This window comes from Pseudoalteromonas sp. GB43, assembly GCF_054923805.1.
In genome coordinates this window covers 2,593,702-2,619,586 of the sequence record NZ_JBPCHJ010000001.1, presented here as the reverse complement: position 1 = coordinate 2,619,586, position 25,885 = coordinate 2,593,702, and the positions used below count along the sequence as shown (strand labels likewise).

Annotated in this window: 18 protein-coding genes and 2 pseudogenes; 10 read left to right on the top strand and 10 right to left on the bottom strand. The window is 42.8% G+C overall.

Going from position 1 to position 25,885, the window contains the following annotated elements; genetic code table 11:
* Positions 1-70: 70 nt before the first annotated feature.
* The 3 genes from ACRWSG_RS12455 to ACRWSG_RS12445 form a co-directional block, all read right to left on the bottom strand.
* Positions 71-1,753 (bottom strand): carbon starvation CstA family protein, encoded by a 1,683-nt coding sequence (locus tag ACRWSG_RS12455; RefSeq protein ID WP_462166444.1) that lies wholly within the window; start codon positions 1,751-1,753, stop codon positions 71-73.
* 106 nt (positions 1,754-1,859) lie between these two features.
* Positions 1,860-2,912 carry a DNA polymerase IV gene (dinB, locus tag ACRWSG_RS12450; RefSeq protein WP_462166442.1) on the bottom strand — a complete coding sequence of 351 codons (1,053 nt, stop codon included), beginning with the start codon at positions 2,910-2,912 and terminating at the stop codon, positions 1,860-1,862.
* A gap of 61 nt (positions 2,913-2,973) precedes the next feature.
* Complete coding sequence (locus ACRWSG_RS12445; RefSeq protein ID WP_462166440.1) at positions 2,974-3,180, bottom strand: hypothetical protein; 207 nt, start codon at positions 3,178-3,180, stop codon at positions 2,974-2,976.
* A 153-nt stretch (positions 3,181-3,333) separates the two neighbouring features.
* On the opposite strand from ACRWSG_RS12445, the gene ACRWSG_RS12440 reads away from it, so the two are divergent.
* From ACRWSG_RS12440 to ACRWSG_RS12430, 3 genes are all read left to right on the top strand, one after another.
* A complete protein-coding gene (locus tag ACRWSG_RS12440) occupies positions 3,334-3,762 on the top strand; it encodes an acyl-CoA thioesterase (protein ID WP_054552595.1) in 429 nt (142 codons plus the stop codon).
* Positions 3,763-3,774: 12 nt separating this feature from the next.
* A complete protein-coding gene (locus ACRWSG_RS12435) occupies positions 3,775-4,827 on the top strand; it encodes an aldo/keto reductase (protein WP_054552596.1) in 1,053 nt (350 codons plus the stop codon).
* Positions 4,828-5,009: 182 nt separating this feature from the next.
* On the top strand, positions 5,010-5,891 hold the full coding sequence (locus ACRWSG_RS12430) for an ABC transporter substrate-binding protein (protein ID WP_462166439.1): 882 nt from the start codon (positions 5,010-5,012) through the stop codon (positions 5,889-5,891).
* Here ACRWSG_RS12430 and ACRWSG_RS12425 read toward each other — a convergent pair.
* Positions 5,842-6,453, bottom strand: coding sequence for a fumarylacetoacetate hydrolase family protein (locus ACRWSG_RS12425; protein WP_054552598.1), 612 nt, complete (start codon positions 6,451-6,453; stop codon positions 5,842-5,844). The genes ACRWSG_RS12430 and ACRWSG_RS12425 overlap by 50 nt on opposite strands.
* Positions 6,454-6,753: 300 nt before the next feature.
* On the opposite strand from ACRWSG_RS12425, the gene ACRWSG_RS12420 reads away from it, so the two are divergent.
* The 4 genes from ACRWSG_RS12420 to ACRWSG_RS12405 all read left to right on the top strand — a co-directional run bounded on the left by ACRWSG_RS12420 (position 6,754) and on the right by ACRWSG_RS12405 (position 13,090).
* A complete protein-coding gene (locus tag ACRWSG_RS12420) occupies positions 6,754-9,702 on the top strand; it encodes a TonB-dependent receptor (RefSeq protein ID WP_054552599.1) in 2,949 nt (982 codons plus the stop codon).
* 90 nt (positions 9,703-9,792) lie between these two features.
* Entirely contained in the window at positions 9,793-11,334 is a 1,542-nt protein-coding gene (locus ACRWSG_RS12415; RefSeq protein ID WP_462166437.1) for a tryptophan halogenase family protein, read from the top strand.
* 20 nt (positions 11,335-11,354) lie between these two features.
* Entirely contained in the window at positions 11,355-12,080 is a 726-nt protein-coding gene (locus ACRWSG_RS12410; RefSeq protein ID WP_462166436.1) for a SapC family protein, read from the top strand.
* The gene (locus tag ACRWSG_RS12405; protein WP_462166435.1) at positions 12,065-13,090 is read left to right on the top strand and encodes a cupin-like domain-containing protein; all 1,026 of its coding nucleotides are present in this window, start codon (positions 12,065-12,067) and stop codon (positions 13,088-13,090) included. Before ACRWSG_RS12410 ends, ACRWSG_RS12405 begins: the two co-directional genes overlap by 16 nt.
* A 94-nt stretch (positions 13,091-13,184) precedes the next feature.
* Here ACRWSG_RS12405 and ACRWSG_RS12400 read toward each other — a convergent pair whose 3' ends face one another.
* The 3 genes from ACRWSG_RS12400 to ACRWSG_RS12390 all read right to left on the bottom strand — a co-directional run bounded on the left by ACRWSG_RS12400 (position 13,185) and on the right by ACRWSG_RS12390 (position 17,998).
* Positions 13,185-14,222, bottom strand: coding sequence for a glycoside hydrolase family 16 protein (locus ACRWSG_RS12400; RefSeq protein ID WP_462166434.1), 1,038 nt, complete (start codon positions 14,220-14,222; stop codon positions 13,185-13,187).
* A complete protein-coding gene (locus ACRWSG_RS12395) occupies positions 14,213-16,675 on the bottom strand; it encodes a glycoside hydrolase family 3 protein (protein ID WP_462166939.1) in 2,463 nt (820 codons plus the stop codon). Before ACRWSG_RS12395 ends, ACRWSG_RS12400 begins: the two co-directional genes overlap by 10 nt.
* A gap of 63 nt (positions 16,676-16,738) precedes the next feature.
* A complete protein-coding gene (locus tag ACRWSG_RS12390) occupies positions 16,739-17,998 on the bottom strand; it encodes a sugar MFS transporter (RefSeq protein WP_235377151.1) in 1,260 nt (419 codons plus the stop codon).
* Between the two features lie 231 nt (positions 17,999-18,229).
* Here ACRWSG_RS12390 and ACRWSG_RS12385 point away from each other — a divergent pair, with 231 nt between their 5' ends.
* From ACRWSG_RS12385 to ACRWSG_RS12375, 3 genes and pseudogenes are all read left to right on the top strand, one after another.
* Positions 18,230-19,558 (top strand): GH1 family beta-glucosidase, encoded by a 1,329-nt coding sequence (locus ACRWSG_RS12385; RefSeq protein WP_462166432.1) that lies wholly within the window; start codon positions 18,230-18,232, stop codon positions 19,556-19,558.
* Positions 19,559-19,582: 24 nt separating this feature from the next.
* Positions 19,583-20,914, top strand: coding sequence for a glycoside-pentoside-hexuronide (GPH):cation symporter (locus ACRWSG_RS12380; RefSeq protein WP_462166430.1), 1,332 nt, complete (start codon positions 19,583-19,585; stop codon positions 20,912-20,914).
* Positions 20,915-20,935: 21 nt separating this feature from the next.
* A pseudogene (locus ACRWSG_RS12375) lies at positions 20,936-21,933 on the top strand (LacI family DNA-binding transcriptional regulator).
* On the opposite strand, the gene ACRWSG_RS12370 reads toward ACRWSG_RS12375, so the two are convergent.
* The 3 genes and pseudogenes from ACRWSG_RS12370 to ACRWSG_RS12360 all read right to left on the bottom strand — a co-directional run bounded on the left by ACRWSG_RS12370 (position 21,920) and on the right by ACRWSG_RS12360 (position 25,878).
* Positions 21,920-23,887, bottom strand: coding sequence for a response regulator (locus ACRWSG_RS12370; protein ID WP_462166429.1), 1,968 nt, complete (start codon positions 23,885-23,887; stop codon positions 21,920-21,922). The pseudogene ACRWSG_RS12375 and the gene ACRWSG_RS12370 overlap by 14 nt on opposite strands.
* 50 nt (positions 23,888-23,937) lie before the next feature.
* Positions 23,938-24,399, bottom strand: coding sequence for a response regulator (locus ACRWSG_RS12365; protein ID WP_054552609.1), 462 nt, complete (start codon positions 24,397-24,399; stop codon positions 23,938-23,940).
* Positions 24,399-25,878 (bottom strand): annotated as a pseudogene (locus ACRWSG_RS12360) (sensor histidine kinase). The gene ACRWSG_RS12365 and the pseudogene ACRWSG_RS12360 overlap by 1 nt, the downstream one beginning before the upstream one ends.
* Positions 25,879-25,885: the final 7 nt, after the last annotated feature.

The following is a 25,885-nucleotide window of genomic DNA, read 5'->3' as shown; positions in this document are numbered from 1 at the left end:
TATTATCATTGATTTAGGGCGCTATTGCCAGCCAAGTAAGACAGCTTACTATAAGGCTGGCAAGCTAAGTTTACTGCTCTGTAATGTCTGCTGAGTCTTTACGATGCTTAACAATCACAGACCAAGCTTCAAGCATAACCAGTACGCTCACAACCAGTACTAACAAATCAAGTGTCACCAGTAACCAGTTACCTTGTTGATAGTACTCGCCCAATTTAATAACCCCAGCAAAGAACGCCATAACGAGTACAAAACTCATTGGTATAAGCGTGTATTTAGCTGGACGATTCGCTTTAATTAACATTACCGAAATCACCAGTAAGGTTAAGCTTGCTAAGATTTGGTTAGTCGAACCGAATAACGACCAAATGATCATACCGCCGCTACCGTCAGCGCCACCAGCTCCAAAGGCAAGCAGTAAACAGCTTAAAACTGCAATAAGTGTAGCTACAATACCATTACGAATGATGCTGATATTATAAATATCTCCCCACTCTTGGATGATATAACGCTGCAGGCGTACGCCAGAGTCCATGGTAGTCCCCGCAAACAAGACCACCATCACGGCAAGTAAGGTTGATGCCACCTCTTGCGAGATACCCCAACCACTTTCAATTAAGTTAGCGCCACCATTAATAAAGGCGCTGACACTACCTGCACCTAAGTGACTATAAATTTCATGCCATTCTTCAGGTGATACAGCAAGTGCAACACCACTAACTGCAACGAGTGTAATAAGTGCAAGCATACCTTCGCCTACCGCACCTAAGTAACCCACAAAGCGACCATCAGTTTCTTTGTTCAACTGCTTAGAGCTGGTACCTGAAGACACAATACCGTGGAAACCCGATACCGCACCACAAGCTATGGTCACAAATAGCAATGGAATAATACTTGGTGTATCTACCGCCGTTTGCGTATTAAACGCAGGCGCTGTGATATCTGGCATTGATACAAACACCGCACCGTAAAGAAGCACTAAGCCAACCAATAACTGCATACCGTTGATAAAGTCACGAGGCTGTAACAGCATCCACACAGGCAATAATGAAGCAATGGCTGCATAGATAAATAAGATGATGATCCAGTTCGCATTCGCACTTAGACCAAACATTTCATCAGGTAATGAAATTGGCATACCACTACCAAGGTAAATGGTGTAATAAAGAATTCCCACACCAACTAAACAAAGCGGAATTAACGACACTTTACGGCGTAGTAACTGACCAATAACTAAGGCCACTACAATCGCTGACCAAGCGGGGAATACCGCGTTAGGTTGCGATACAAATGACTTGGCAATCACCACACCAAATACCGCATTCACCATCAATAGTACTAAGAACACCACAATCATAAATAATGCACGGGTGCGCTTACCAATTACGCTTTCAGATAAAGCGCCCATTGATTTGCCTTTGTTACGCGCGCTGGCCCAAAGAGCCCCCATGTCGTGAACACCAGCAAAAAAGATAGTACCAAATACCACCCAAAGTACCGCAGGCACCCAGCCCCAATATACGGCAATAGCAGGGCCAACAATTGGCGCAGCACCTGCAACAGAGGTGAAATGGTGGCCCCATAACACAACTTTGTTAGTTGGCACATAATCCACACCATCCTCAAGTTCATGAGCTGGTGTGACAAAATTATCATCCATTTTAAATATTTTTTCGGCGATGAATTTCGAATAAAAGAACCATCCGAACAACATACCGACTATTCCGAGCAGCACGATTACGACCGATTGCATAGTCATCTCTCTTATTAAGTTATAATGTTGTCTAAGGTGTTGAACTAGGCAGGCCTAGCACCCCAACTAGACACTAACAAACTTTCAAGCACCAAGGTGTTAACCTTTAGTCTAATATACTCAGCTGAAAATGCTCGTGAGCCTGACTCTTTATTCCGACACCTATCCCTAACAGGCGTACTGGCTGGTTATTACCTCGCTCATAGGCTTTGCTCATTAACTCAGCAAAAATGCGTTCGTCTAATTGATGGTGGCTTTGATCGGCACTGGTCACGACAAAATTGGCAAACTTGACCTTCACCGATAATTTATTGATGCGGTTGTTTAATTGTTGTTTATCAAGACGGCGGGTTAATTCATCCATCAAGCGGGGTAACTGGCTTAAACACTCGTCTAAATTATTTTTGTTGTATTCATAGGTGTGCTCAACACTGAGTGACTTTCGTACTCGCTCAGTTGACACTTTGCCAACGTACTCGCCTGCACACTTTTGATATAAAGAGACGCCAAAATTACCAATGTGCTGCTGCATCCAATTAACTCCTTTCGCACGCACATCAGCCCCTGTGTAAAGCCCTTTAAGTTGCAGCTTTTCTAAGGTCACCTTGCCAACGCCGGGAATTTTGCCAAGCGGTAAACTCGCCAAAAAGTCATCAACTTGATTGGGTAATACCACAAACTGACCATTAGGCTTATTTTCATCGCTGGCTATTTTGGCAATAAACTTTATTGGCGCAACGCCCGCTGAGGCTGTCAGCCCAGTGGTGTCATAGATTTCTTGGCGGATTTGCTGTGCCATGAGTGTTGCACTGCCTTTGCATGCGGTACTGTCGGTTACATCAAGGTAGGCTTCATCTAACGATAACGGCTCAATAAGGTCAGTGTACTTTGCAAAAATGGCGCGAATTTGCGTGGAGATTTCTTTATAAACCTGCATTCGTCCGGGCACGATAACCAGATCGGGGCACAGTTGTTTGGCATGATAGTTAGACATGGTCGAGCGCACACCATATTTACGGGCAATATAATTGGCTGTTGAAAGCACCCCGCGACGACTATTACCACCTATAGCCAGTGGCACATTGGCAAGCGCGGGATTATCACGCATCTCTACAGCTGCATAAAAGCAGTCCATATCGATGTGAATGAATTTTTTCATCAGGAACACAACAACTGTTTATATATACAGTTATTATATTTAAACTTCCTGAGAGTGCAAGCTAAGAGGTTTGGCTTGTTTGTTGGTTTGGTTTTTTGCGACTGAAAAGCCGTGCGCCAAATAACCAAAACGCGGCTTCGAATAACAAGCCCACGACAATTAAAGCGATAAATCCTGACATTGTGCCCATGCTATAACTGAGCAAAGCTAGAGCAAGTAAGATGAAAAGTGCAATCCACTTTATCACCCTCAAGGTTAGTTGCTGCATAATTAAGGTCCTTTAATGTGTGTTCATTTTACTCACACTTTACGTAAGCGTGAACTTATAAATCTAGCACGATTTACTGAGATTTCTAATTTCCTTGAGCTAAAAGCATCATATTGCTAACCTAAGTTTTCTCACAATCAATGAAGATTTACTATGCAATCGTTTATAGAACAACACCCTATCAGAACCAAAATAAATGTCGCATGGGGTGAAATGGATGCCCTACAACACGTTAATAATGTGGTGTACTTTCGCTACTTCGAAACAGCTCGTATCGATTTTTTCACTCAACTAGGCTTTCTTAAAGATTTACAAGTAACAGGTGTGGGTCCGGTGATCAGCGAGAACAATGCTCGCTATAAACGCCCAGTAACATTTCCTGATACGGTGCATGTTGGTGTTAAGATCAGTGACATTGAACACGATCGCTTTATGATGCATTACACTGTATTTAGTGAAAGCCAAGACGCAGTAACAACCATTGGCTCATCACAAGTGGTTATGTTTAATTTTAAAACGGGTAAAAAAGCTCAGTTAAATGATGAGTTATTAACTGCACTTAAAGCCCATTCTAGCGATTAACAAGGATCTATTATGCTTTATAGCCCACTTGGTCGAAGTGGTATTGATGTATCTCGTGTCTGCTTAGGTAGCATGACATGGGGTATGCAAAACAACCAAGCCGATGCCGATGAACAAATCGCCTATGCATTAGATAAAGGCGTTAACTTTATTGATACCGCCGAAATGTATGCCGTTCCACCTTCTCCTGACACCTACGGTAAAACAGAAGAGATCATCGGTAATTGGTTAGCGCGAAATAAAGACAAACGCGATGATCTTGTCATTGCCACTAAAATAGCAGGTAACGGCTTACCGTGGGTCCGCGATGCAGGCGATATTACTCGCCAAGCAGTGGTTGAAGCCGTTGATGCATCTCTTAAACGCTTACAAACTGAGGTTATCGATTTATACCAATTACATTGGCCTAACCGTACATCACCGCACTTTGGTAAACAGTGGCCAGGTAAAGTATGTTTCTCAGAAGCTGACACTGAACAAAATATCGCGGGTATGTTAGATATTCTTGAAGGTCTAAATGACTGTATCAAGGCTGGCAAAATTAAGCACTGTGGTTTATCAGACGATACACCTTGGGGCATTAGCCAGTACTTGCGTTTAAGTGAGCAGCATAACCTTCCGCGTATGGTTTCTATTCAAAACGAATTTAGTCTCCTGCACGCCAAAGATTGGCCGTATTTAATTGAACAATGTATTCATGAAGATATTGCTTACCTACCTTGGTCACCGCTAGGTGGCGGCATGTTAAGCGGTAAGTACTTAAATGGTGCTCGCCCTGAAGGTAGTCGTTGGACGCTAGTGCAACGTAATGGTTTATTTAGAGACACAGTACAATCTCGCGCTGCGATTGCTGAATATGTTGAAATTGCTAACGCCTTTAATTTAACCCCTTCACAACTTGCATTGGCTTGGTGTAATCAAGTGGATGGCGTAAGCTCAACAATCATAGGCGCTACATCTATGGCGCAGTTAAAAGAAAATATCGATGCTTTTTCTGTGCAATTAAGCGATGAAGCTAACGATAAAATCGCTGACGTATTTAACCGTTATCCAATGCCTTTTTGAGCATCTCCCTGCAATATTAATAAGTCTATTAAATGATAGGCTTATTAATACTTATTCATCATTTTTACCTTTCTCCTACAACTTCACCAATACTTTAGTGTATGGTAATTCACAGCATTTAACTTTTTTGGTTGTTAATGAGTAAATACGTAAAACATATATTATGCATGATAATGGTGATAGTGCTTGTTCCTATAACCTATGCTTCAGAGCGGCTTTCTATAACTTGGCTCGAAACAGATAACAAACCTTTCTTTGTTGATAAATCTGAGCAATATCCTTTAGGTGGCTTGTGCAACAACATAACCGACTTACTGATTGAAGCAATGCCAAATTTTAAGCATCAAAAGTCACTATTGCCACCTAAGCGATTAAGCAAATATCTCGATGATGACCACTTAGCGTGTTACGCGTGCATGATCCATCGAGATAAAAAAACTAACCGTGCCACTTACTCTATTCCAACTGCAGTTTATCCATCCTTTAGCGTGTTAAGTACTGAAGAAAGAGCGCTAAAGATTAAGCAAAAACACGGTAATCCAGTGTCATTAATTTCATTATTGACTGATGCCAATTTTATTTATGGCCAAAATGATGCGCGAAAATTTGGCAGTAAACTGGACGCAATAGCTAAAAATACTAAGCTTTATGAGAGTGCTGCATTAAGTGGCACCGGCAGCCATGCAAACCAAGCGCTACTATCGCAGTTAGAGCATGGCTACATTGATTACACAATTGATTACCCATTTGTTGCTGATTATTACAATCAACAAAACCAACAGAATATTCAAAAGCTCAGCATTGCTAATCCAACTCAAAATGTGGTTTTTGGTGCCATTGGTTGCTCAACAAATGCGCCTAATAATTATGCCGAAAAAGTACTTGCAGAAATCAATGAGGCGCTGAAAAACAAAGTACTGCCGAGTGAAAAATACCAGCAAAGCCAACGAATTTGGCTCGAACAAAGCTTTCCTGAGTTTTCAACTTATTATCAGCGCTCTATTTTAGACCCGCTTAAAGAGCCTGCCACTGATGAGATAACAGCTCCTGTTGATCATCCATAAGTGTTACAGCAAAGCTCGAATTTGCGACAACCTTCCCTACCCCTTCAGGCGTGCCAGTCATAATGATGTCGCCATCTTCTAGGTCCATAAAATCACTAATTTCAGCTAAGATTTGCTCTGCGTTATGCAGCATTAACCTTGTATCGCCTAGTTGAGTGTCTATTCCATCAATCTTTAGACTAAATTGATAATGACAACTGGCATTAACCGCAACAAATTCAGTAAAAAGCGCTGAACCATTAAATGCTTTTGCGCGCTCCCAAGGCAGGCCTTTTTCTTTAAGTGTGCTTTGTAAGCCTCGTTTGGTTAAATCAAGCCCAAGCGCAACCGCTGCCAGCTGTTTATCTTTAACTAAAAAGCAAAGCTCAGTTTCGTAATGTAGAGCCTCACCTAAGTGTTCGCTATTAAGAGAATCAGTGATGGCGCTATTTGGTTTTGCAAACAGCACCATATTTGTTGGTGTTTCATTGTTAAGCTCTGCAATATGCGCAGCATAATTACGACCTACGCAAATAATTTTGCTTGGGGTGAATACTTCTTTATTCCATTTCACTGATTGCACGCAAATACCTCTCATTTTAACAAATGTAAAAGACTCAATTTTTTATTTTTAGCATTAACACGCCAATTTCGTACCTAAAATAAGTAAACTCATTGGTAGAATAATTCTCATAATAACATAAACATAGATATTACCTTTCACTATAAGCGTTATTTATGTTGACGATTGTTTTACTTTCTAATAACTTAATGTAAGCGGTTACATTTTAAAAATCGGGTTCGGCGATTTTTTTTGGAAAGAAATGTAAGCGCTTACAAAAATAGACAACAACATAAAATAAAACCAAATCTGGAGATTTGCATGAACCACACACTTTTCAAGAAAAAGCAGCTTGCTATTAGCCTGTCTATGGCAATGGGTTTAAGCGCGCTAGTTCCTCACTCAGCTGTCGCCGAAGAACAGCCCGACAAAGCAAGTGATATTGAAGTAATACAAGTATCAGGTATTCGCGGAAGCCTAGTAAAGTCAATGGATATCAAGCGTCAATCTGCGGGGGTTGTTGATGCAATTACCTCTGAAGACATTGGTAAATTCCCTGATACCAACCTAGCTGAATCTTTGCAACGTATTACCGGTGTGTCTATTGACCGTAGTAATGGTGAAGGTAGCAAAATTACGGTTCGTGGTTTTGGCCCTGAATTTAACTTAGTAACCCTTAACAATCGCCAAATGCCAACAACTGGCGGTCGTTCATTTGATTTTGGTGACATCGCAACAGAAAGTGTGAGCGGTGTTGAAGTATATAAAACAGCACGTTCTGATATCCCTAGCGGTGGTATTGGTGCAACAGTTAATATCACTACAGCTAAACCACTTTCTAATCCTGGTTTGCACGCTTCGATTGGTGCAAAAGCAGTTCACGACACATCAAACGAAACAGGTGATGATGTAACCCCTGAGCTTTCAGGTATCTACAGCAACACATTCAACGATGACAAATTCGGGATTTTAATTTCAGGCTCAGTTCAAGAACGTGATAACCGCGAACAATCAATGGCAGTTGATAACTGGATCCCAAATGTTGATATTTCATCGTCTCCTGATTTAGCACTGACAGATAACAACCAGCGCGCAGATGGTGCAACCTGGTATCCGCAAAATGCAGGTTACGCGTTTTCAGACAATTCACGCAAACGTACCAATGGTCAACTTGTGCTGCAATACGCACCGAATGACCGCATTACTGCAACCGTTGATTACACTTACTCAAAACTCGAGTTTGAAAAAGATGGCCGTAGCTTTGGTGTATGGTTCAATAATGGTGGTAATGTCAGCGCAGCAACTATCAATGAAAAAGGTACTTACACGCAGGTAACTGAAATTGGTGGTGACTACTCTACAAACTTAAACCGTGGTGCAACAACCAACGAAAATAAATCGCTTGGTTTAAACATTGATTGGCAAGTAACAGACAATTTAAACATTGAGTTTGATGCGCATAACTCATCGGCTGAAAGTGCCGGTGTAGGTATTGGCCACGATGCGTTTATGATCATTGGTAACACATCATGTTCATGGTGTGAAAACCCAACGGTTAATATCGACGAAAAAATGGCTGACTTTAGCCAAGGCGAAATTCCGCTTATTGATATGACCTTAACCAATGGCCAAGCAGAAATTTTACCGAGCGATATGGGAACCCTTTTCGCCGGTGTAAACAAAGATACCAACACTAACGATCTTGACCAATACCAGTTAAAAGGTACGTGGTATAACGAAGACAGCGGTGCTCTATCGAGCATTAACTTTGGTGTATCACACACTAAAATCGATTTCCGTACGACAACAGCCTACTCAGGTCAGCTTGCTGCTGGTTGGTGGTTGAACTCTGCGGATTGGTACGATGACAGCATGTTCACTCGTGTCGACAGCTCAGGTTTACTTGATGGCTTCTCTGGTGGTGGTAGCGATAAGTTATTAAATTACTACTACGATGCTGATTTTGATGAGATTGTCGCGATTGCCGAAAGCATTGACTGTGATCACCCTGATGGCGGTATTGGCGCATGTAGCTGGCCTGCTGATGTAAACGGCATGGTGCAAGCGGGTCCAATCGATGACGACCACCGTGTAAGCGAAGAAACAACGGCGGTATACGCACAAGCTAACTTCGAAACAGAATTTAACGGTATGCCAGTGAACATCACTGCGGGTTTACGTTACGAATCAACAGATGTTACAGCAAACAGCTTAGAGCGCCCTGCTGTTGCAATGGAATGGGTTAACGGTAACGAATGGTCTTACATTTACGCTGATGAACGCTCATTCTCAAACGGTGAAGGTAGTAGCAAAGAGTTTCTACCTAGCATCGATATGAATATCGAAGTAGTTGAAGACGTTATTGCACGTTTCTCTTACAGCCGCAGCCTTGCTCGTCCTCCTGTAGGCGCGCTTCGCTCAACAACGTCATTCTTAGGTAACCCGAAAGTGGGTCAACGTAAAGTGGCTGTGGGTAACCCGAACTTAAAACCTTATACTTCAGATAATATCGACCTATCACTTGAATACTACTACGGTGAAGGCAGCTATATGTCTGCGGGTTACTATCGTAAGCAAGTTGATAACTTCCTTGTAAATATCACAACCGAAGAGACGATTGACGGTATTACAGACCCATTCATCGGTGATCGTGCTGAACAAGCGCGTGACGATTTAGCGGCAGCGGGTGAGCAACCATCTGACCAAGCAATTCACGATAAGATCAACGAAAACCAAGGCACAGAAGAAGGCACACCTATCGTTGGTAACGATACAGATCCTCTAGCAAACTTCTTCGTATCGCGTGATAACAACGTTGAAACAGCAAATCTATGGGGCTGGGAACTAGCAGCGCAACATATGTTTGGTGATTCTGGCTTTGGTATTGCCGCTAACGCGACTTTCGTATTTGGTGATGTTGAAGCAGACCGAGATGCTATCGGCTATCAATTTGCCCTACCGGGTTTAAGTGATTCAGCTAACTTCTCTGCGATTTATGATTTAAATGGTTTATCGGCTCGTATTTCTTATAACTGGCGTGATGAGTTCTTAACAGGCTTTGACCAACATGCTTCACCTATCTTTACTGAGTCTTATGGCCAGTGGGATATCAACGTGAACTATTCAGTTAACGAGAACCTAACTGTGTTTGTTGAAGGCCTTAACCTGACAGATGAAACGCAACGTACTTACGTTCGTTACTCTGAGCAGCTGTTACGTGCAAACCAATACGGTGCGCGCTACAACATCGGCTTCCGCTACTCGTTCTAGCATTTTGTTGTCAAAAAAGCCGCTCAACAGCGGCTTTTTTTTTCATAATTATGCTAGTTTGTCTACATAGCATTTGAGATGGCCTTAAACATGCAAAAGAATGAAGTAAAAAAAGTCGTCATTTTAGGTGGTGGTACAGCAGGTTGGTTATCTGCAGGTTTAATTGCTGCCCAGCCTCATTTAACTCACAACGCACAAATTACCCTGATTGAGTCGCCCGATATTGCCACCATTGGTGTCGGTGAAGGTACTTGGCCAACCATGCGACAAACCTTAAAAACCATCGGCATTAGCGAAAGTGAATTTATTCAACGTTGTGATGCTTCTTTTAAACAAGGCTCACGCTTTGATGGCTGGTGCGACGATGAAGGCGACGCACATTATTACCACCCGTTCAGCTTACCGGTGGCATATCAGCAATTAAATATTGCACCTTATTGGTTTGCCAACAAAGATGCCGTGAGTTTCAGCCACGCGGTGGCAAGCCAAACCTACTTATGCGATCACCATAAAGCACCGAAAAACCACTTACATAGTGCCTATCAAGGTGAAGCAAACTATGGCTATCATTTAGATGCTGGTAAGTTTGCCATGCTGCTACAACAACACTGCACTACCAAGCTAAACGTTGAGCATATCGTCAGTCATGTTGAATGCATCAATAGTGATGAAGATGGCTATATTAGTTCATTGCAAACCCGCGATCATGGCACTATTGCGGGTGATTTATTTATTGATTGCTCTGGCACCCACGCAAAGCTGTTACATCAACATTACGGTATAGAGCTAATCGAGCAACACGATGTGTTATTTAACGATAGAGCCGTTGCCGTACAGGTGCCCTATTCAAACCCGCAGCAAGAGATCCTTTCTTATACCAAAGCCACGGCGCAAGATGCTGGTTGGATTTGGGATATCGGCTTACAAAGCCGCCGTGGTCTAGGTATGGTGTACTCAAGTCGTTTTGCCAATAGCGAAGATGCGAAACAAGCGCTTAGCCAGTACATTGCAAAAACCCAGCCTGGCACCGCGCAAAATGAACTGATATTTCGTGAAATTAGTTTTACGCCCGGCTATAGACGCCGTTTTTGGTATAAAAACTGTTTAGCTATTGGTATGTCTGCGGGATTTATTGAGCCACTTGAAGCCTCAGCGTTAGTCATGGTGGAGCTTGGCCTTAATAACTTACTTGCTAATTTCCCAACACATCGTGCTGCAATGCCGACACTGGCAAAACGTTTTGATGAGCAGTGCCATTATCGCTGGCAACGTATCATTGAGTTTTTAAAGCTGCATTATGTGTTGTCAAAGCGCACAAGCCCTTATTGGCAAGCTCATAAAGAGGCAAACTCAATTCCTCTGCAACTTCAAGAAAACTTAGCACTTTGGCAATATCAAAGTCCGTGGTTAAACGACTTTGACCGTGCTCAAGAGGTCTTCTCTGCAGCCAGTTACCAGTATGTGCTTTATGGCATGAAGCAATTGCCACAGTTTCCTGTACTTGCAATGCCTGCGGCAATTATTGAGCATTTTAGTGCTAACCAACAACAAGCCAAACGCGGATTACAACAACTACCAACTAACCGCGAACTGTTAAATCATATTCAGCAATTTGGTATACAACCTATTTAATCTCAGTATTAGGAGGCCCAATGGCCAATCATGTCTTACTTGATAACATCAGCCATAAAGACCTAAAAGTGATCACCACACGCGGTGCTAACTGGGGCGACAATATTAGCTGCGCTACCGTATTTCCTAGTGAGTTTGCTAAAGTTCAAGCAAATCAACCTATCGTATTTCGTAAGCACCCGCAAACAGGTCAATTCGAAGCCCTCGCTTTATTTGGTTTTGAAAATGGTGAGAACTTGCTGCTAAACGAGCAAGGCGAATTGCAACTGAGTTACTTACCGCTAAGTATGCAGCGCCAGCCATTTTTAATTGGCCAACAAACTCAGTATAACAATGGTATTCCTGAGCAATCTCTGGTGGTACATATCGACTTAGACAGCCCACGCATAAGCACACGTGATGGCGAAGCCATTTTCCTTGAACATGGTGGAAATAGCGAATACTTAAATCATATTGCTCAAGTACTTAACGCGTTACATCAAGAACACCAAACAATTAATCTGTTTTTTGAGCGTTTGCTTAGCGTTAATTTACTCGAAGCTTTCAGTATTGAATATGCAGATAAAAATGGCGAAAAAGTCACAGTGAGCGGCTTTTATACTATTAACCAACAGGTACTCAATGGCTTAACCGCTGAACAACTTAAGCAGTTACAACAGCAAGGTGACCTACAGGCTATTTATATGGTGCTGGCATCAATGGAGCACATTCCTCATTTGCTTAATAAAAAATGGGCTCAGCAGTAATGTTTGCGGCTGCGCCAATAAAAGAATGCCAGGCTTCAAGCATTGCTGATCTAAAAGCGTTTTTAGCTGAGCAAACTGAACCACTGGTCATAAGAGATCTCTGCGTTGATTGGCCCCAAGTCATGGCAGCTAAACAAGGTTCTAAAAACGCCTTAGACTACCTTTTAGGGCTTGCCAATAACGCCTCAGTACGCAGTTTTAGCAGCCAAGCAATTCATCAGGGGCGCTATTTCTATAACGCTGATTTCTCAGGGCTTAATTTCTCACAGCACGCCGATAACTTAGTTTCTGTACTGCAAAAATTAGCACGTTCAATCACACAAACCGACAGTGATTCACTGTATATGGGCTCTACTGCTGTGGAGTATTGCGCTCCGGGCTTTAGTGTTAAAAACCCATTAACTGTGACCGATTATAACTGCTTAACCAGCCTCTGGGTGGGAAATCATAGTCAGATTGCGGCTCACTATGACAATGCCGATAACCTAGCTTGTGTTGCTGCGGGTGAGCGTACGTTTACTCTGTTGCCAACTGATCAGGTCAATAATCTTTACGTTGGTCCACTCGAATTTACACCCGCTGGGCAAGCGGTTAGCTTGGTTGATTTTAATAACCCCGATTTCAACCGTTTTCCTCGTTTTAAAGAGGCTATAGCAAAGACGCAATCGGCAACTCTTGGCCCTGGCGACGCTATTTATATTCCAGCGCTTTGGTGGCATCAGGTTAGCGCAACCAGTCCGTTTAATGTGTTGGTGAACTATTGGTGGCGACAAGCCCCAGAGTATTTAGCAAACCCATTTGATGCCATGCTGCACAGTATGCTGGCAATTAAAGACTTGCCAAGCGAGCATAAACAAAAATGGCAGCAACTCTTTAATCATTATGTGTTTGCTGATGATGTGGATTTAGCAAGCCACGTTGCTGAGCCTGCGCAAGGGATATTAGCGGATATCGACGAACTAACGGCCAGAAGAATAAGACAGCTATTACTACAAAAGCTCAACCGATAGAATGAACCAAAAGCCAGCGGATGCAACGAGTTCGGCGAAGCATCTGCAGACTCTTGGTTCATAATTCACTGACACCAATCCGCTTAAATAAGTACTATTGCGGATTGGTCTTACCCTTTATTAGTGCTGCTGATGGCTGTGTTGTTGCACAGCCGATACCTGTTTCACTATTTTTACTACATTGAAAAACACGTACGTAATCCACCAGCATTTGCTTAGGATAACCTGCAAAATCAACGCCTTTATCATTCACATTTGCTGGCCAGTTTCCGCCTACTGCAAAGTTAAGCAGTAAATGAAAACGCTGATCAAACGGAGCAAAGCCGGTATTTTCTATAAACGAGCCGTCTTGTTGTTGTGATGTTGAATACCACTGGTCGTGGCGAAATGTCGCATAGTGAACATCATCAACATACCAACGAATTTCATCTTGCTGCCATTCAAGGGCATAAACATGAAAGTTATCAGCCGGGTTATTAGCTTCGCTAAAACGGTACGGCGAACCGCTGTAAACATTTTTGGGTGCAGGACCACCGTAATGCAAGGTGCCGTGTACGCGCGTTTCAAGGCTGCCAGCTGGCGCTGTTTTGTCATCAGTGAGAGTCTTTAGATTAACTGCTTCCATGATGTCTATTTCGCCTGATGATGCCCAGCGACCATAACGCCAATCAGTTGGTAACATCCAAATTGCTGGCCACGCGCCTTGCCCTGCTGGTAATTTAGCGCGAATTTCAAACCGCCCGTATCGCCAATCAGCTAAGTTTTTAGTGCGTAAACGAGCAGAAGTGAACGGCTGAGTCGCTTGTTTTTCTCGCTCAGCATCGCTACTCACTTCATCGCTATTATGCAACGGTCCAGTGTATTGCTCTTGGCGAGCAACAATATGCAATAGGCCATCTTTAACAAAACTGTTTTCGCTACGCGCGGTATAGCATTGCAGCTCATCATTACCGCCACCTCGACAGTTTACTTCATGTTGCCACTTAGTTAGGTCGAGATCATTTTGCGAAAATTCGTCTTGCCAAACTAACTGCCAGCCTTCTCCTAGGCTGGCTTTGACAGGCGCTGGGGTTTGCTGACAGGCACTAAGCGCACCTGTTAGCAAAATAACAGCATACGATTTTACTGACATGAGACTGTTGCGTCCTCGGTGTGCGCGCTCGTTACTGATAGTTTAGCAATTGATACTTGCCATGCACCTTCAGTGGCTAATTGCCAAGGCGAGAATACTTGCCCAAGCTGCACACCTTGCTCTGCAAAGCAGCTCAAATCTACCGTTAGTGTTTGCCAATCATTTACTGCTTTAAGCTGTTTGCTAATATCAAATTGGCCGTCACAGTTTTCACCACATTGCATACCTAGCATTAGCGGCGCATCAGCAGCTTGGTCTACCTTAATCTGCATTTGCAGTTGACCCGCTTTTTCAACGTATGAACGTAAATCCGATGGGAACGCAGCCATTAAACGAACCGCAGCCGCTTCTTTACCATTAAAGCTGATTGCGCGCGCATCTTCTTGTACGTCTTTATCAAAGGTTTTTACGCTAACAGCGTTAAGGGCTGCACGGCTACTGGTCATGGCTTGTTGCTCAGAACCACTTTGTAGTTGCAGTGACCACGGTGCTTTTACGGCACGTTCAAATAATACTAAGTCTTCTAATTTAGCGGCAACTTGTGATTTTTCGCTAAGGTCATCTGCTAATGTATTTTTATCTTGGTAAGTTAAACCAAAGCCATAAGGTAATAGTGGCGCGTAATCTTTATCACCACGGTTTTGGTTACCTACCGGGTTATTTGGCCACGAGAACGATAACTTACCTTTAAAGTCATGATTGATAGAGCCATCTTGCTTTTTAAAGATAACATCGCTGATTGCATCACCTTCACTGCCTGGTAACCAAGTTGCGACAAACGCATCACTAGCATTCAGCTCTGCATTCACCCACATTGGGCGGCCACTAATAAATAGCGACACCACAGGAATACCGGCATTTTTTAGCTTTTTAAGCAGGGCTAAATCAGTTTTATTACCACGTTGGTATTCAAGGTTATCTAAATCACCATTACCTTCTGCATACGGCTGTTCACCAAACACCACAATCGCGACATCTGGCTTAGATTCAAATTCGCCATTCACATTGTATTGAACCTGACCTCCTGCTTGCTCAACTGTATTTTTGATCCCATCAAAAATTGAAGAGCCACCCGGGAAGTCACTATTTTCGTTACCTGTACCCTGCCATGTGATTGTCCAGCCACCTGACTGCATACCAATGTTATCTGCGCCCTGGCCGGCAACTAATACATTTGCATTTGCTGATAGCGGTAACAACTGTTGTTTATTTTTCAGTAGTACTAGTGATTCACGGACTGCTTGTTTTGCAACTGCGCGATGTTCTGCACTACCAATGATTTCTGTTTTACCTGAAAGCGGACGCTTGGCAGGGCTTGGCTTATCAAACAAACCTGCGCGCATTTTTACACGTAAGATACGTGTTACTGCATCATCGATACGGCTTTGTGCAATTTCGCCACTTTTAACTTGCTTAATAAGGTTTTCGTAAAGTGGTTTCCATGCATCTGTCGGTACCATGTACACATCAAGACCCGCATTTGCAGCCTGCGCACAGTTGCCATTAGTACAACCCGGAATTTGACCGTGACCGTTCCAGTCACCAACAACAAAACCATCAAAGCCCATTTTGCCTTTAAGTACGTCGGTAAGTAGGTATTTGCTGCCGTGAATTTTTTCACCGTTCCAGCTGTTGAATGACGCCATTACGGTCTGAGCACCCGCACCTAAGCCACCAACATAACCTTGCGCATGAATATCAAATAACTCTTGCTCAGATGCCGTGTTATTACCTTGGTCATCACCGCCTTCTGTGCCGCCATCACCTAAAAAGTGTTTAACCGTACTGATCACACGTTTATCAGATAAAAAGTCGTCATCAACCGCACCTTGCAACCCCTTAACAATGGCTGCTGAATACGCTTTTACAATTTCAGGGTCTTCAGAATAGCCTTCATAAGTTCGGCCCCAACGGTCGTCACGAACAACAGCCACAGTTGGTGCAAATACCCAGTCGATACCAGTTACCATCACTTCTTGCGCGGTAGCGGCGGCAATTTTTTCGATTAACTCAGGGTTGTTTGTTGCACCTAAACCAATGTTATGTGGAAATAATGTCGCACCAATTACGTTATTGTGACCATGCACGGCATCGGTACCCCACATAGTCGGAATTGAGCTGCCATCGAGCGAGTCATCAATTGAGGCTTGATACATTTTTTCAGCAAGATCAATCCAATCTGCAGCGCTGGCATGTTTATCATTATTAGGGAATGCGCCACCGCCATTGAGGTAAGAACCAAAGCCGTATTTACGCATATCTTCAACGGTTATATCGCGAATTTCTGGCTGGATCATTTGCGCAATTTTTTGCTCAAGGGTCATATTTGCCAACATTTTCGCAATTTGTGCTTCCATTTCTGGATTTGCTGCAATGCCCGTTTCGATATTTGGCCAAATTTCTTGCTCAGTGCTCACGTTGGTCACCTTATCTTGTCCAGTACAACCTAGCATGCTGACGCTTGCCATCATTAACGAACAGAGAGTGAATGTTTTTTTCAATTTCATTTTTTGCACCTATGAAGTCTGAGTTGATACTTTTGAGCCAACCAGCGCAAAGTAAGTAATATATAAATAACAGGCGATTGGTAAGAATAACGCCATTTGCACGCCAATAGAATCTGCTAATACGCCTTGTAGTAATGGAATAATCGCCCCCCCTACAATCGCTAAACATAAAATGCCTGATCCTTTTGAGGTGTATTTTCCAAGGCCGTGTAAAGCAAGGCTAAAAATGGTTGGGAACATAATCGAGTTACATAATCCCACAAGCAAAATTGCCCACATAGCAAGGCTGCCCTCACCCGTCATAGCAATCAATACTAACAATACCGCCAACAAGCCATGGCATGCCAACACCTTGCCTGCATTAAATTTCTGCATTACAACTGCACCAATAAAACGGCCAACCATGGCTCCTGCAAAGTAGTAGCTAATATAATGCGCAGCTTCATTTTCTGGTAAACCAGCAATGTTATCTAGGGTCAAAAAGCCCACCAAAAAACTACCAATCGCCACTTCTGCGCCCACATACACAAAAATACCTACAGCACCTAAAATGAGGTGGCGGTAACGCCAAACACTGCCTAAATCAACAAAATCTTCTAAATCTTGATGTGCCGCTTCGCTATCACTTTCTTTACCTAGTTTTGGCAGTTTTAAAAATGCAAAGATAACCGCAAGTACCAACAAGCTTAACGACAACATTAAATAAGGGAGTTTCACTTCTTCTGCGGTGGCTTGACTAACCTCAGATAGAATTAACCAACCACCAAAAATTGGTGCAACCGTGGTTCCTAACGAGTTAAATGCTTGTGTCATAGTCAAACGCGAAGATGCTGTTTTTTGCGGACCAAGTACACTTACATAAGGATTGGCAGATACTTGTAAAATCGTGATGCCCGAGGCAAGGACAAACAAGGCTAGTAAAAATAATTCGTACACATGGGCAACCGCAGCTGGGTAAAACAGCGCACACCCCACGGCTGCGACCACTAAGCCAACCACGATACCAAACTGGTAGCCAATACGACTGACCAACTTTCCAGCAGGGATCGACATCACAAAATACGCACCAAAGAAGCAAAATTGAATGAGCATAGCCTGCGTATAGTTAAGTGAAAACATACCTTTTAAATAAGGGATTAAAATGTCATTCAGACAGGTTATGAATCCCCACATAAAAAATAATGTGGTCAATGATGCCAGCGCAAAGTGCTGCTTAGGCATATCTGCTTGGCTTGCAGCAGCCGACACAGGGGTTGAAACATGAGCCATAATTTTCTTCTCTAGTTAATTATATTTATCAGTTTGTTACAGCAAGGTTTAATACTTAATCACTAACAGCAAATAGCGAAATATGTTGCAACATTAAATGTAAGCGCTTACATTTATAACATATAAATCATATTTAGCAATTTATTTGCAGAAAAATTGTAAGCGCTTACAACTAAGTCTAAGCTCTAATTTACTAAGCCTTACACTTAACCCGAAGGACGAGTATCTACTGTGTATAAATCAATTTCACTGTTACCAGATTCATCTTTACTCAAGCCCGAGTTCACGTTCGGTGTGGCAACAGCTTCATTCCAGATTGAAGGGGCACGCGATAAGCGCCTTGATTGTATCTGGGATACATTTTGCGAAAAGCCTGGCGCTATTGCTGACCAAAGCCATGGCGATGTAGCTTGTGACCATGTTGCACGTTGGCAGCAAGATGTCGAGATGATTGCAGATTTGGCTGTCGATGCTTACCGCTTATCTATTTCGTGGCCAAGGGTCATGCAGCAAGATGGCTCGATTAACGAGCAAGGTATGGCGTTTTATGTTCAGTTATTAACGGCTTTAAAAGCACGTAACATTAAGACCTATGTCACCTTATATCACTGGGATTTACCTCAATACCTTGAAGATAATGGCGGCTGGTTAAATCGCGAAACAGCCTATAAATTTAAAGACTATGCCGAACTTGTTACTCAACATTTAGGGCATTTGGTTGATTCATTCGCCACCTTGAACGAACCATTTTGTAGTGCCTACTTAGGTTATGAAGTGGGTGTACATGCACCTGGCATAAAATCACAGCAAGCAGGTCGACAAGCAGCGCACCACTTATTGCTTGCTCACGGCCTTGCTATGCAAGTATTGCGTAAAAACTGCCCAAGCACAGAAGCAGGTATCGTATTAAACTTCAGCCCAACTTATCCTTTAACCGAAGATGATAAAAAAGCCGCAGAGCTTGCTGATCAATATCATAATCAATGGTATATCAAAGCGGTTTTAGAGGGTGCTTACCCTTCTTTACTGAATGATTTAGCAGATGAAGTTAAACCAACTATTATTGCTGGCGATATGGCGATTATTAGTCAAGCCGTCGACTTTATTGGCGTTAACTATTATACCCGCATACACTACAAAAATACCGCTGATGGCTGGTTTGAAGAAGCAAGCCTTGCGGATGTTCGTGTTACCGATATGGGCTGGGAAGTTTATCCTCAAGGCTTAACTGAGCTTTTAGTATCATTGCATCAGCAATATGATTTACCAAAAATGTACATTACCGAAAATGGCGCAGCCATGGCCGATACGCTAGAAAATGGTGAAGTGAACGACATAGAACGCGTAGATTATTATCACACTCACTTAAATGCAGTATGTGATGCAATTCGTCAAGGTGTTGATATTCAAGGCTACTTTGCGTGGAGCTTAATGGACAACTTTGAATGGGCGTATGGCTACGAAAAGCGCTTTGGGTTAGTTTATATTGATTATCAAAGCCAACAACGCATTTTAAAAGAAAGCGCAAAACAATATCGCGCGCTGCTCAAACAGCGATAAAAATAACAACAATCGAGAACACACATGCTGACAAAACGAGAAAAAATAGCCTATGGATTAGGCGACACAGCAAGTAATATCATCTTTCAAACGGTGATGTTATTTTTAACTTTTTTCTATACTGATATCTTTGGTATTTCACCCGCGATTGTTGGCACCTTGTTTTTGGTGGTGAGAGTCGTTGATGCAATTACCGACCCATTAATGGGAGCCTTAACCGATTCAACCCGCACTAAGTGGGGAAGCTATCGTCCCTACTTACTCTGGCTTGCTTTACCATTTGGGGTGATCAGCATGATCACCTTCACCACGCCAGACCTGCCTGAATCAGGCAAAGTCATTTACGCGTTTGTCACTTACACTTTGCTAATGCTGGTGTACACCGCGATTAACATTCCTTACTCAGCCTTAGGAGGGGTATTAAGTGGCGACCCTAAAGAGCGAGTATCCATTCAATCTTATCGCTTTGTGTTTGGTATGCTGGGCGGCTTAATTGTCAGTGCCTGTACCTTGCCTTTGGTAAACTGGCTTGGCAAAGGTGATAACGCCACGGGCTACCAACTCACTATGGCCCTGATGAGCGGCTTAGGTGTGATCTTATTTTTGATTTGTTTTCGCTTTACCAAAGAGCGCGTAGCAGCGCATAACAGCTCATCGTTGAGCTGGAAAACCCGCATGAACACGCTATGGCAAAATGGCCCATTTAAAGTGTTGTGCTTTGCTGCATTTATGTTGTTAACCAGTATGGTACTGCGCACCACCCTTGCCATTTACTATGTAAAATATGTACTTGGTGAAGCCGAGTTGGTCACCTACTTTGTTACCATCGGCATGATAGGTAATATTCTGGGCTGTGCCTGTGCAAACCCACTCAGTAAACGCGTTGATAAGAAAACTGCCTATATTCGTTTGCAATACATCTCTGCGGCAATTAGTTGCGTGGCGTTTTGGTTGCCGGGCGAACAACTTGCACTTGCCTTTGCGGTGTACTTTTTGTGGTGTTTTTTCACGCAAATGGCAACTCCGTTACTGTGGGCAAAAATGGCCGACACCATAGATTATGGGCAATGGAAAACCGGTGAAAGGCTAACAGGCCTAGTCTACGCAAGCGTGGTCTTTTTTATTAAGCTTGGCCTTGCTCTTGGCGGTGCCATTGCAGGTTGGTTATTGGCATTTTATGGCTATGAAGCCAATACCGAACTCAGTGAACACACGCTCTCGGGTATCTTAATTTCATTTACCCTTTACCCAGCAATAGGTAGTATGCTTGTCGCATTTATCATGAAAAGGTATATTCTTGATAATCAAACGGTTGAGCGGATCAGTGCCGATTTATCGTTAAAAAAGCATCCATAACTTTGTTTAAAAAGGAATAACATGGCCACCATTTACGAGGTGTCGAAACTTGCAGGCGTTTCTCTTGCAACCGTTTCGCGAGTAATGAACAACAATGCAAATGTCAGTGATGCAACACGTAAAAAGGTCACTGCCGCAATGGATGAGCTTGGCTATAGACCTAACTCAATTGCTCAGTCACTGGCATCAAATTGCTCGAACAGTGTTGGTCTACTGGTCTCTGAATTACAAGGTCCATTTTACGGGCCTATGATGAGCGGCATTGAAAATACCTTTCGTAATCAAGGCAAACACCTGATTATTGCTGCAGGTCACAGTGATGAAGAACGAGAAAAACAAGGGATTGAATTTTTAATTAGCCGTAACTGCGATGCGCTTATTTTGCATGTTGAAGCTGTCAGCGACGACTACCTAATTAAACTTAGCAAAGGCCGTACTCCGTTTGTACTAATCAACCGCTATATCAGCGAACTCAGTGACCGCTGCATTTTGCTTAATAATATTAAAGGCGGTTATCTAGCGACTAAACATGTGTTAGAACAAGGTCATAAAGACATTGCCTACATCAGTGGACCAGCTTGGAAGCAAGATGCCAAAGACCGCCTAGAAGGCCACAAACAAGCGCTGGCTGAGTTTAACCTTGAGTTTGATGAAAACCTCTTATTTCAAGGTGATTTCATGGAAGCGAGCGGTTATGAGGGGTTAAAAGCGCTTCATCAACAAACGCATCCATTCACGGCGCTTATCTGTGCTAATGATGAAATGGCAGTGGGTGCCATGGCAAGCGCACGCGATTTAGGGCTAACGTTACCTAAGCAATTGTCGATTATGGGCTACGATAACGTGTTTTTCACCCGCCACGTTTACCCACAATTAACCACCATTAATTACCCCATAAATGAAATGGACGCATGGCTGCTGACTGGGTATTAAACCAAGTTTATCAAAAACAAACACCGCCGTTGCAAACGCTATTTGAACCTGAACTTGTAGTCAGGCATTCAGTTAGTCAGCAATAAGCTCGGATAACAAGCCAAGATTAATTGGTTTTAACAGCACTTGTTCTATATCAAGTTGTTTAATTCTTTCTGGCTCTGGTTCTGCGCCACTTACAATGACTAATTTTAAGTCGGGGTGGCGCTGTTTAATTTCTTTTGCTAAATCTAGCCCTCCACCATCAGGCAAATGCATATCGAGTAATACTTTAGCAAAATTTTGGTCGTCACTCAGTGTCTCAAGACAAGCGGCACAACTTGGCGCTATGACAGTTTCAACACCTAAGCTTTCAAGCAATAATTGGGTAATCTGTGCCGCATCACTGTCGTCTTCAACCAATAAATAACGCGTGCTTTGGTTGGTCATTTCAGGGCTGTCGTCTTGCTCAACCACAGGTGCAGTATTGCCTTCGCAAATATAATGATTAAGCACTTGGTAAAGCAACCCAGAATCAACCGGCTTGGCAATCATATCATTAAAACCAAGTGCGCTTAACTCAGTTTTCACCCCTTTCATGGTGGCTGCAGTAAGCGCGATAATTGGCCCTTGATAACCCATTTTACGAAGTTCAATAGTGGCTTCTTTACCGCCCATAACCGGCATATGCAAATCAATAAAAACAATATCAAAAGGCTCACCCGCTTGTTCTGCACTAGCGACTTTCTCAATAGCTTGTTTACCGTGTTCTGCGTATTCCACTTCAGCACCGGTCATAGTGATCATATGACCTACTAGGTTACGTAAATCTTTTAAGTCGTCGACCACTAATACCCGACCACTGGTTTCAAGGGTGGCTAATTTTTGTTGGCAATCTGGGTTTGAATCAAAACGCAGTACTTGGCGCTCAACATCACGAATGTTGCCCGGGTAGATAGAAAGGGTAAATTCTGAGCCCACGCCTTGCGTAGACTCAAGCTCAATAGAGCCTTGCATTCGACTAAGTAGCTCAGAACAAATGGCGAGGCCAAGCCCTGCTCCACCCACATCTCGGGATTCTACATCGGCAATTTGTTCAAATGGTTTAAAGATCAAAGCTTGTTTTTCGGCTGGGATTCCAAGACCTGTGTCTTTAATACTAAAAAACAGCATTTCGCGCTCATTAACCCAAGCAGTCCAAGCACGCACTGTGATCTCGCCTTGGTTAGTAAACTTAATTGCATTGTTGATGATGTTAATTAGGATTTGGCGTAACCGCTTCGCGTCTGTGTTGACAACTAAAGGTAAGGCTTGCTGAGATTCAAATTTAAGTGTTAAGCCTTTATCAACGGCTGAGACGCGCATTAAGGTATATACGTCCGCCATTAGGCTATCTAAATTGACATCACTGCAATTGAGCTCAAGTTTATCAGCAGCAATTTTTGATAGGTCGAGCACGTCATTAAGTAAGCTCAGTAGATGCTTACCATTTCGGTAAATCACACCCAGCTCGTTTTGGGCATGCTGGTTCTTACCACTTTGCATTAGTAACTCGGTATAACCCAAGATGGATGACAGGGGCGTACGTAACTCATGGCTTAAATGCGCCAAAAAACGGTCTTTAGAACGGTTTTCTGCTTCAGCTTTTAAGCGTTCAACACGCTCATCTTCAACATCTCGTCGTGCTAACGCATAACGAATAGCGCGGGCAAAACGGCTAGAGTTCATCTCGTTTTTAACAAGGTAATCAACCGCACCGGCATCAAGTGCTGCAGAATCGAGTGCTTCATCTGATTGCCCGGTAAGCATGATAATCGGACCGCGAAAACCATTATCAACGGCCCGTTTTAGCACTTCGAGACCATCAGAGGCACCTAAACGATAATCTAACAAACAAATATCATGCTTGTTTTCGCTCAGCACACTGATGACCTGTTCAGGGCAACTTAACCACTCAACATCGAATGTATGGGAACCTAATTGCTCTAGGTAGTCGCAAGTAAGAATATAATCGTCTTCGTCGTCTTCTACTAAGAGTAATCGGGTTACCTTATCTAACATTCTTATTCCTTATAGCAATTTGCTTAATAAAATATTATCGCAAATTGGAATTAATCGTTCTGTGGTGTTGGCAGCTCTACAAACTCTACCCAGTATTTCCCTAATGTTTGCATTAACTCGACTAAACCTTCAAAAGTAACTGGCTTAGTAATGTATGATGCAGCCCCTAAGTCGTAGCCTTTAACCATATCTTCTTCTTGTTTTGATGTAGTTAAAATCACCACCGGAATACCCTTCAAGTTAGGGTTAGCTTTGATTGCTTGTAAAGCTTCACGGCCGTCCATACGCGGCATATTCAAATCGAGTAAAATCAAGCCCGGGCGCGGTGAGCTTTCTTTTTCACTAAATTTGCCTTTACGCTCAAGGTATTCAAGCAGTTCTACACCGTCTTCAACAAAAAACAACTCGTTTAATACACGGCTTTCGGCCAATGCATCTTGGGTTAATAAACGATCATCTTCGTCGTCATCAGCCATTAAAATGGTTATTGGTTTAACTTTATTAAGTGGCATTACGCCTCTCCTTGTAGTGTGAAAAGCGATGTTTCCACGGGTAATTTAAGAGTGAAGCTTGCACCCTCACCAACGCGACTACTTGCTGTTATTTCTCCGCCATGACGCTCCACAATACGGCGACAAACCGATAGTCCTATGCCTGTGCCTTTGTATTGCGAACGGCCATGTAACCGCTGGAACGGAACAAATATTTTTTCTAGGTATTCTTCTGAAAAGCCAATTCCGTTATCTGAAATTGTAATAACTTCCCACTCTACATCAGTGTGATGAACTTCGCTAAATTCTGAAATTCGCTGATATGCAATATCAATCACAGGCGCAACATTCTCACGTCTAAACTTTACTGCATTCGACAGAATGTTTAAGAACAACTGTAGCATTTGACTCGGGTCTGCTTGAATATGCGGTAAGGTATCGAGGTTAACCGTGGTCTCAGATTCTTTTATTGCGATTTCAAGAATCATCAAGTACCTCTGCAACGACTTCATTCAAATCTGTATCAACAAAGTCCTTACCACGAGTGGTTACGCGTGAGAATTCAAGTAGGTCATTGATTAAATTAGACATACGCTGAGCGGCATTTTTCATACGATTAATGTAATCAACCCCTTTTTCGCCGAGCTCATCTTTAAACATCTTTTCAAGGCGGTCACTGAAGGCTTGAATCTTACGCAGTGGTTCTTGTAAATCATGACTTGCAACAAAGGCAAAGTCTTCAAGCTCTCTATTTGAGCGGCTTAGCTCATCTGAATAGATGGTTAACTCTTGCGTACGTTCTGCAACCTTTGCAGCCAAGTTTTCGTTTTGTTTTTCAAGGTCAGCTCGGTACTTAGCTTGATTGCGTATGTTGATACGGGTTAACACAAACATACCAATAAGCAGTAAAGCACTTGTCACTGCAGTAATCGCAAATGTTAACTTCGCTTCGTTTTTAATTTGTGAGAGCTTTGCAAACTGCTCTATTTTAAAATTAAGCTCACGCATTTGAATTTCATCAACTCCAGCGCGAATATCTTTATATAAATCACGACCTTGGTCTGTTAATAACAAGCGGCGAGCTTTCACGTCTTTATTTGCAAGAGCCAGATCGGTGGTTTTAGTCATCACTGCGACTTTATCGTTTACTAAATGAATTAAACGAGCAATGCGGTCTGCTTGACCGGGAATTTCTGAATGCAAGCTTTTCACAAGCATGATCTGCGCTTGCATTGAAGCGATAGCATCATTGTAAGGCAGTAAATAATCTTCTCGGTCACTAAGAAGATAACCTCGCTGACCTGACTCAGCCTGTACTACAGATAAATGTAGCCGCTCTATTGCAGTATTAAGTGAGTTAGTATTATCAAGACTACTTTGTGTTTCTGTTAGAGAGCGAATGCTATTGAGGGCTAAAAAAGCATTCGCCACCACGATACACAGCACCACGGCAATAAAGCCAGCCCAACTGACCGCTATTTTTCCTTTTTGTTTTTGCATTTGCTTC

Coding starts and splice junctions, on each gene's coding strand:
- ACRWSG_RS12420 (WP_054552599.1), top strand. CDS start 6,754: ATGAACCACACACTTTTCAAGAAAAAGCAGCTTGCTATTAGCCTGTCT.
- ACRWSG_RS12400 (WP_462166434.1), bottom strand. CDS start 14,222: ATGTCAGTAAAATCGTATGCTGTTATTTTGCTAACAGGTGCGCTTAGT.
- ACRWSG_RS12435 (WP_054552596.1), top strand. CDS start 3,775: ATGCTTTATAGCCCACTTGGTCGAAGTGGTATTGATGTATCTCGTGTC.
- ACRWSG_RS12415 (WP_462166437.1), top strand. CDS start 9,793: ATGCAAAAGAATGAAGTAAAAAAAGTCGTCATTTTAGGTGGTGGTACA.
- ACRWSG_RS12455 (WP_462166444.1), bottom strand. CDS start 1,753: ATGCAATCGGTCGTAATCGTGCTGCTCGGAATAGTCGGTATGTTGTTC.
- ACRWSG_RS12395 (WP_462166939.1), bottom strand. CDS start 16,675: ATGCTAGGTTGTACTGGACAAGATAAGGTGACCAACGTGAGCACTGAG.
- ACRWSG_RS12365 (WP_054552609.1), bottom strand. CDS start 24,399: ATGCCACTTAATAAAGTTAAACCAATAACCATTTTAATGGCTGATGAC.
- ACRWSG_RS12440 (WP_054552595.1), top strand. CDS start 3,334: ATGCAATCGTTTATAGAACAACACCCTATCAGAACCAAAATAAATGTC.
- ACRWSG_RS12405 (WP_462166435.1), top strand. CDS start 12,065: ATGGGCTCAGCAGTAATGTTTGCGGCTGCGCCAATAAAAGAATGCCAG.
- dinB (WP_462166442.1), bottom strand. CDS start 2,912: ATGAAAAAATTCATTCACATCGATATGGACTGCTTTTATGCAGCTGTA.
- ACRWSG_RS12380 (WP_462166430.1), top strand. CDS start 19,583: ATGCTGACAAAACGAGAAAAAATAGCCTATGGATTAGGCGACACAGCA.
- ACRWSG_RS12370 (WP_462166429.1), bottom strand. CDS start 23,887: ATGTTAGATAAGGTAACCCGATTACTCTTAGTAGAAGACGACGAAGAC.
- ACRWSG_RS12445 (WP_462166440.1), bottom strand. CDS start 3,180: ATGCAGCAACTAACCTTGAGGGTGATAAAGTGGATTGCACTTTTCATC.
- ACRWSG_RS12410 (WP_462166436.1), top strand. CDS start 11,355: ATGGCCAATCATGTCTTACTTGATAACATCAGCCATAAAGACCTAAAA.
- ACRWSG_RS12390 (WP_235377151.1), bottom strand. CDS start 17,998: ATGGCTCATGTTTCAACCCCTGTGTCGGCTGCTGCAAGCCAAGCAGAT.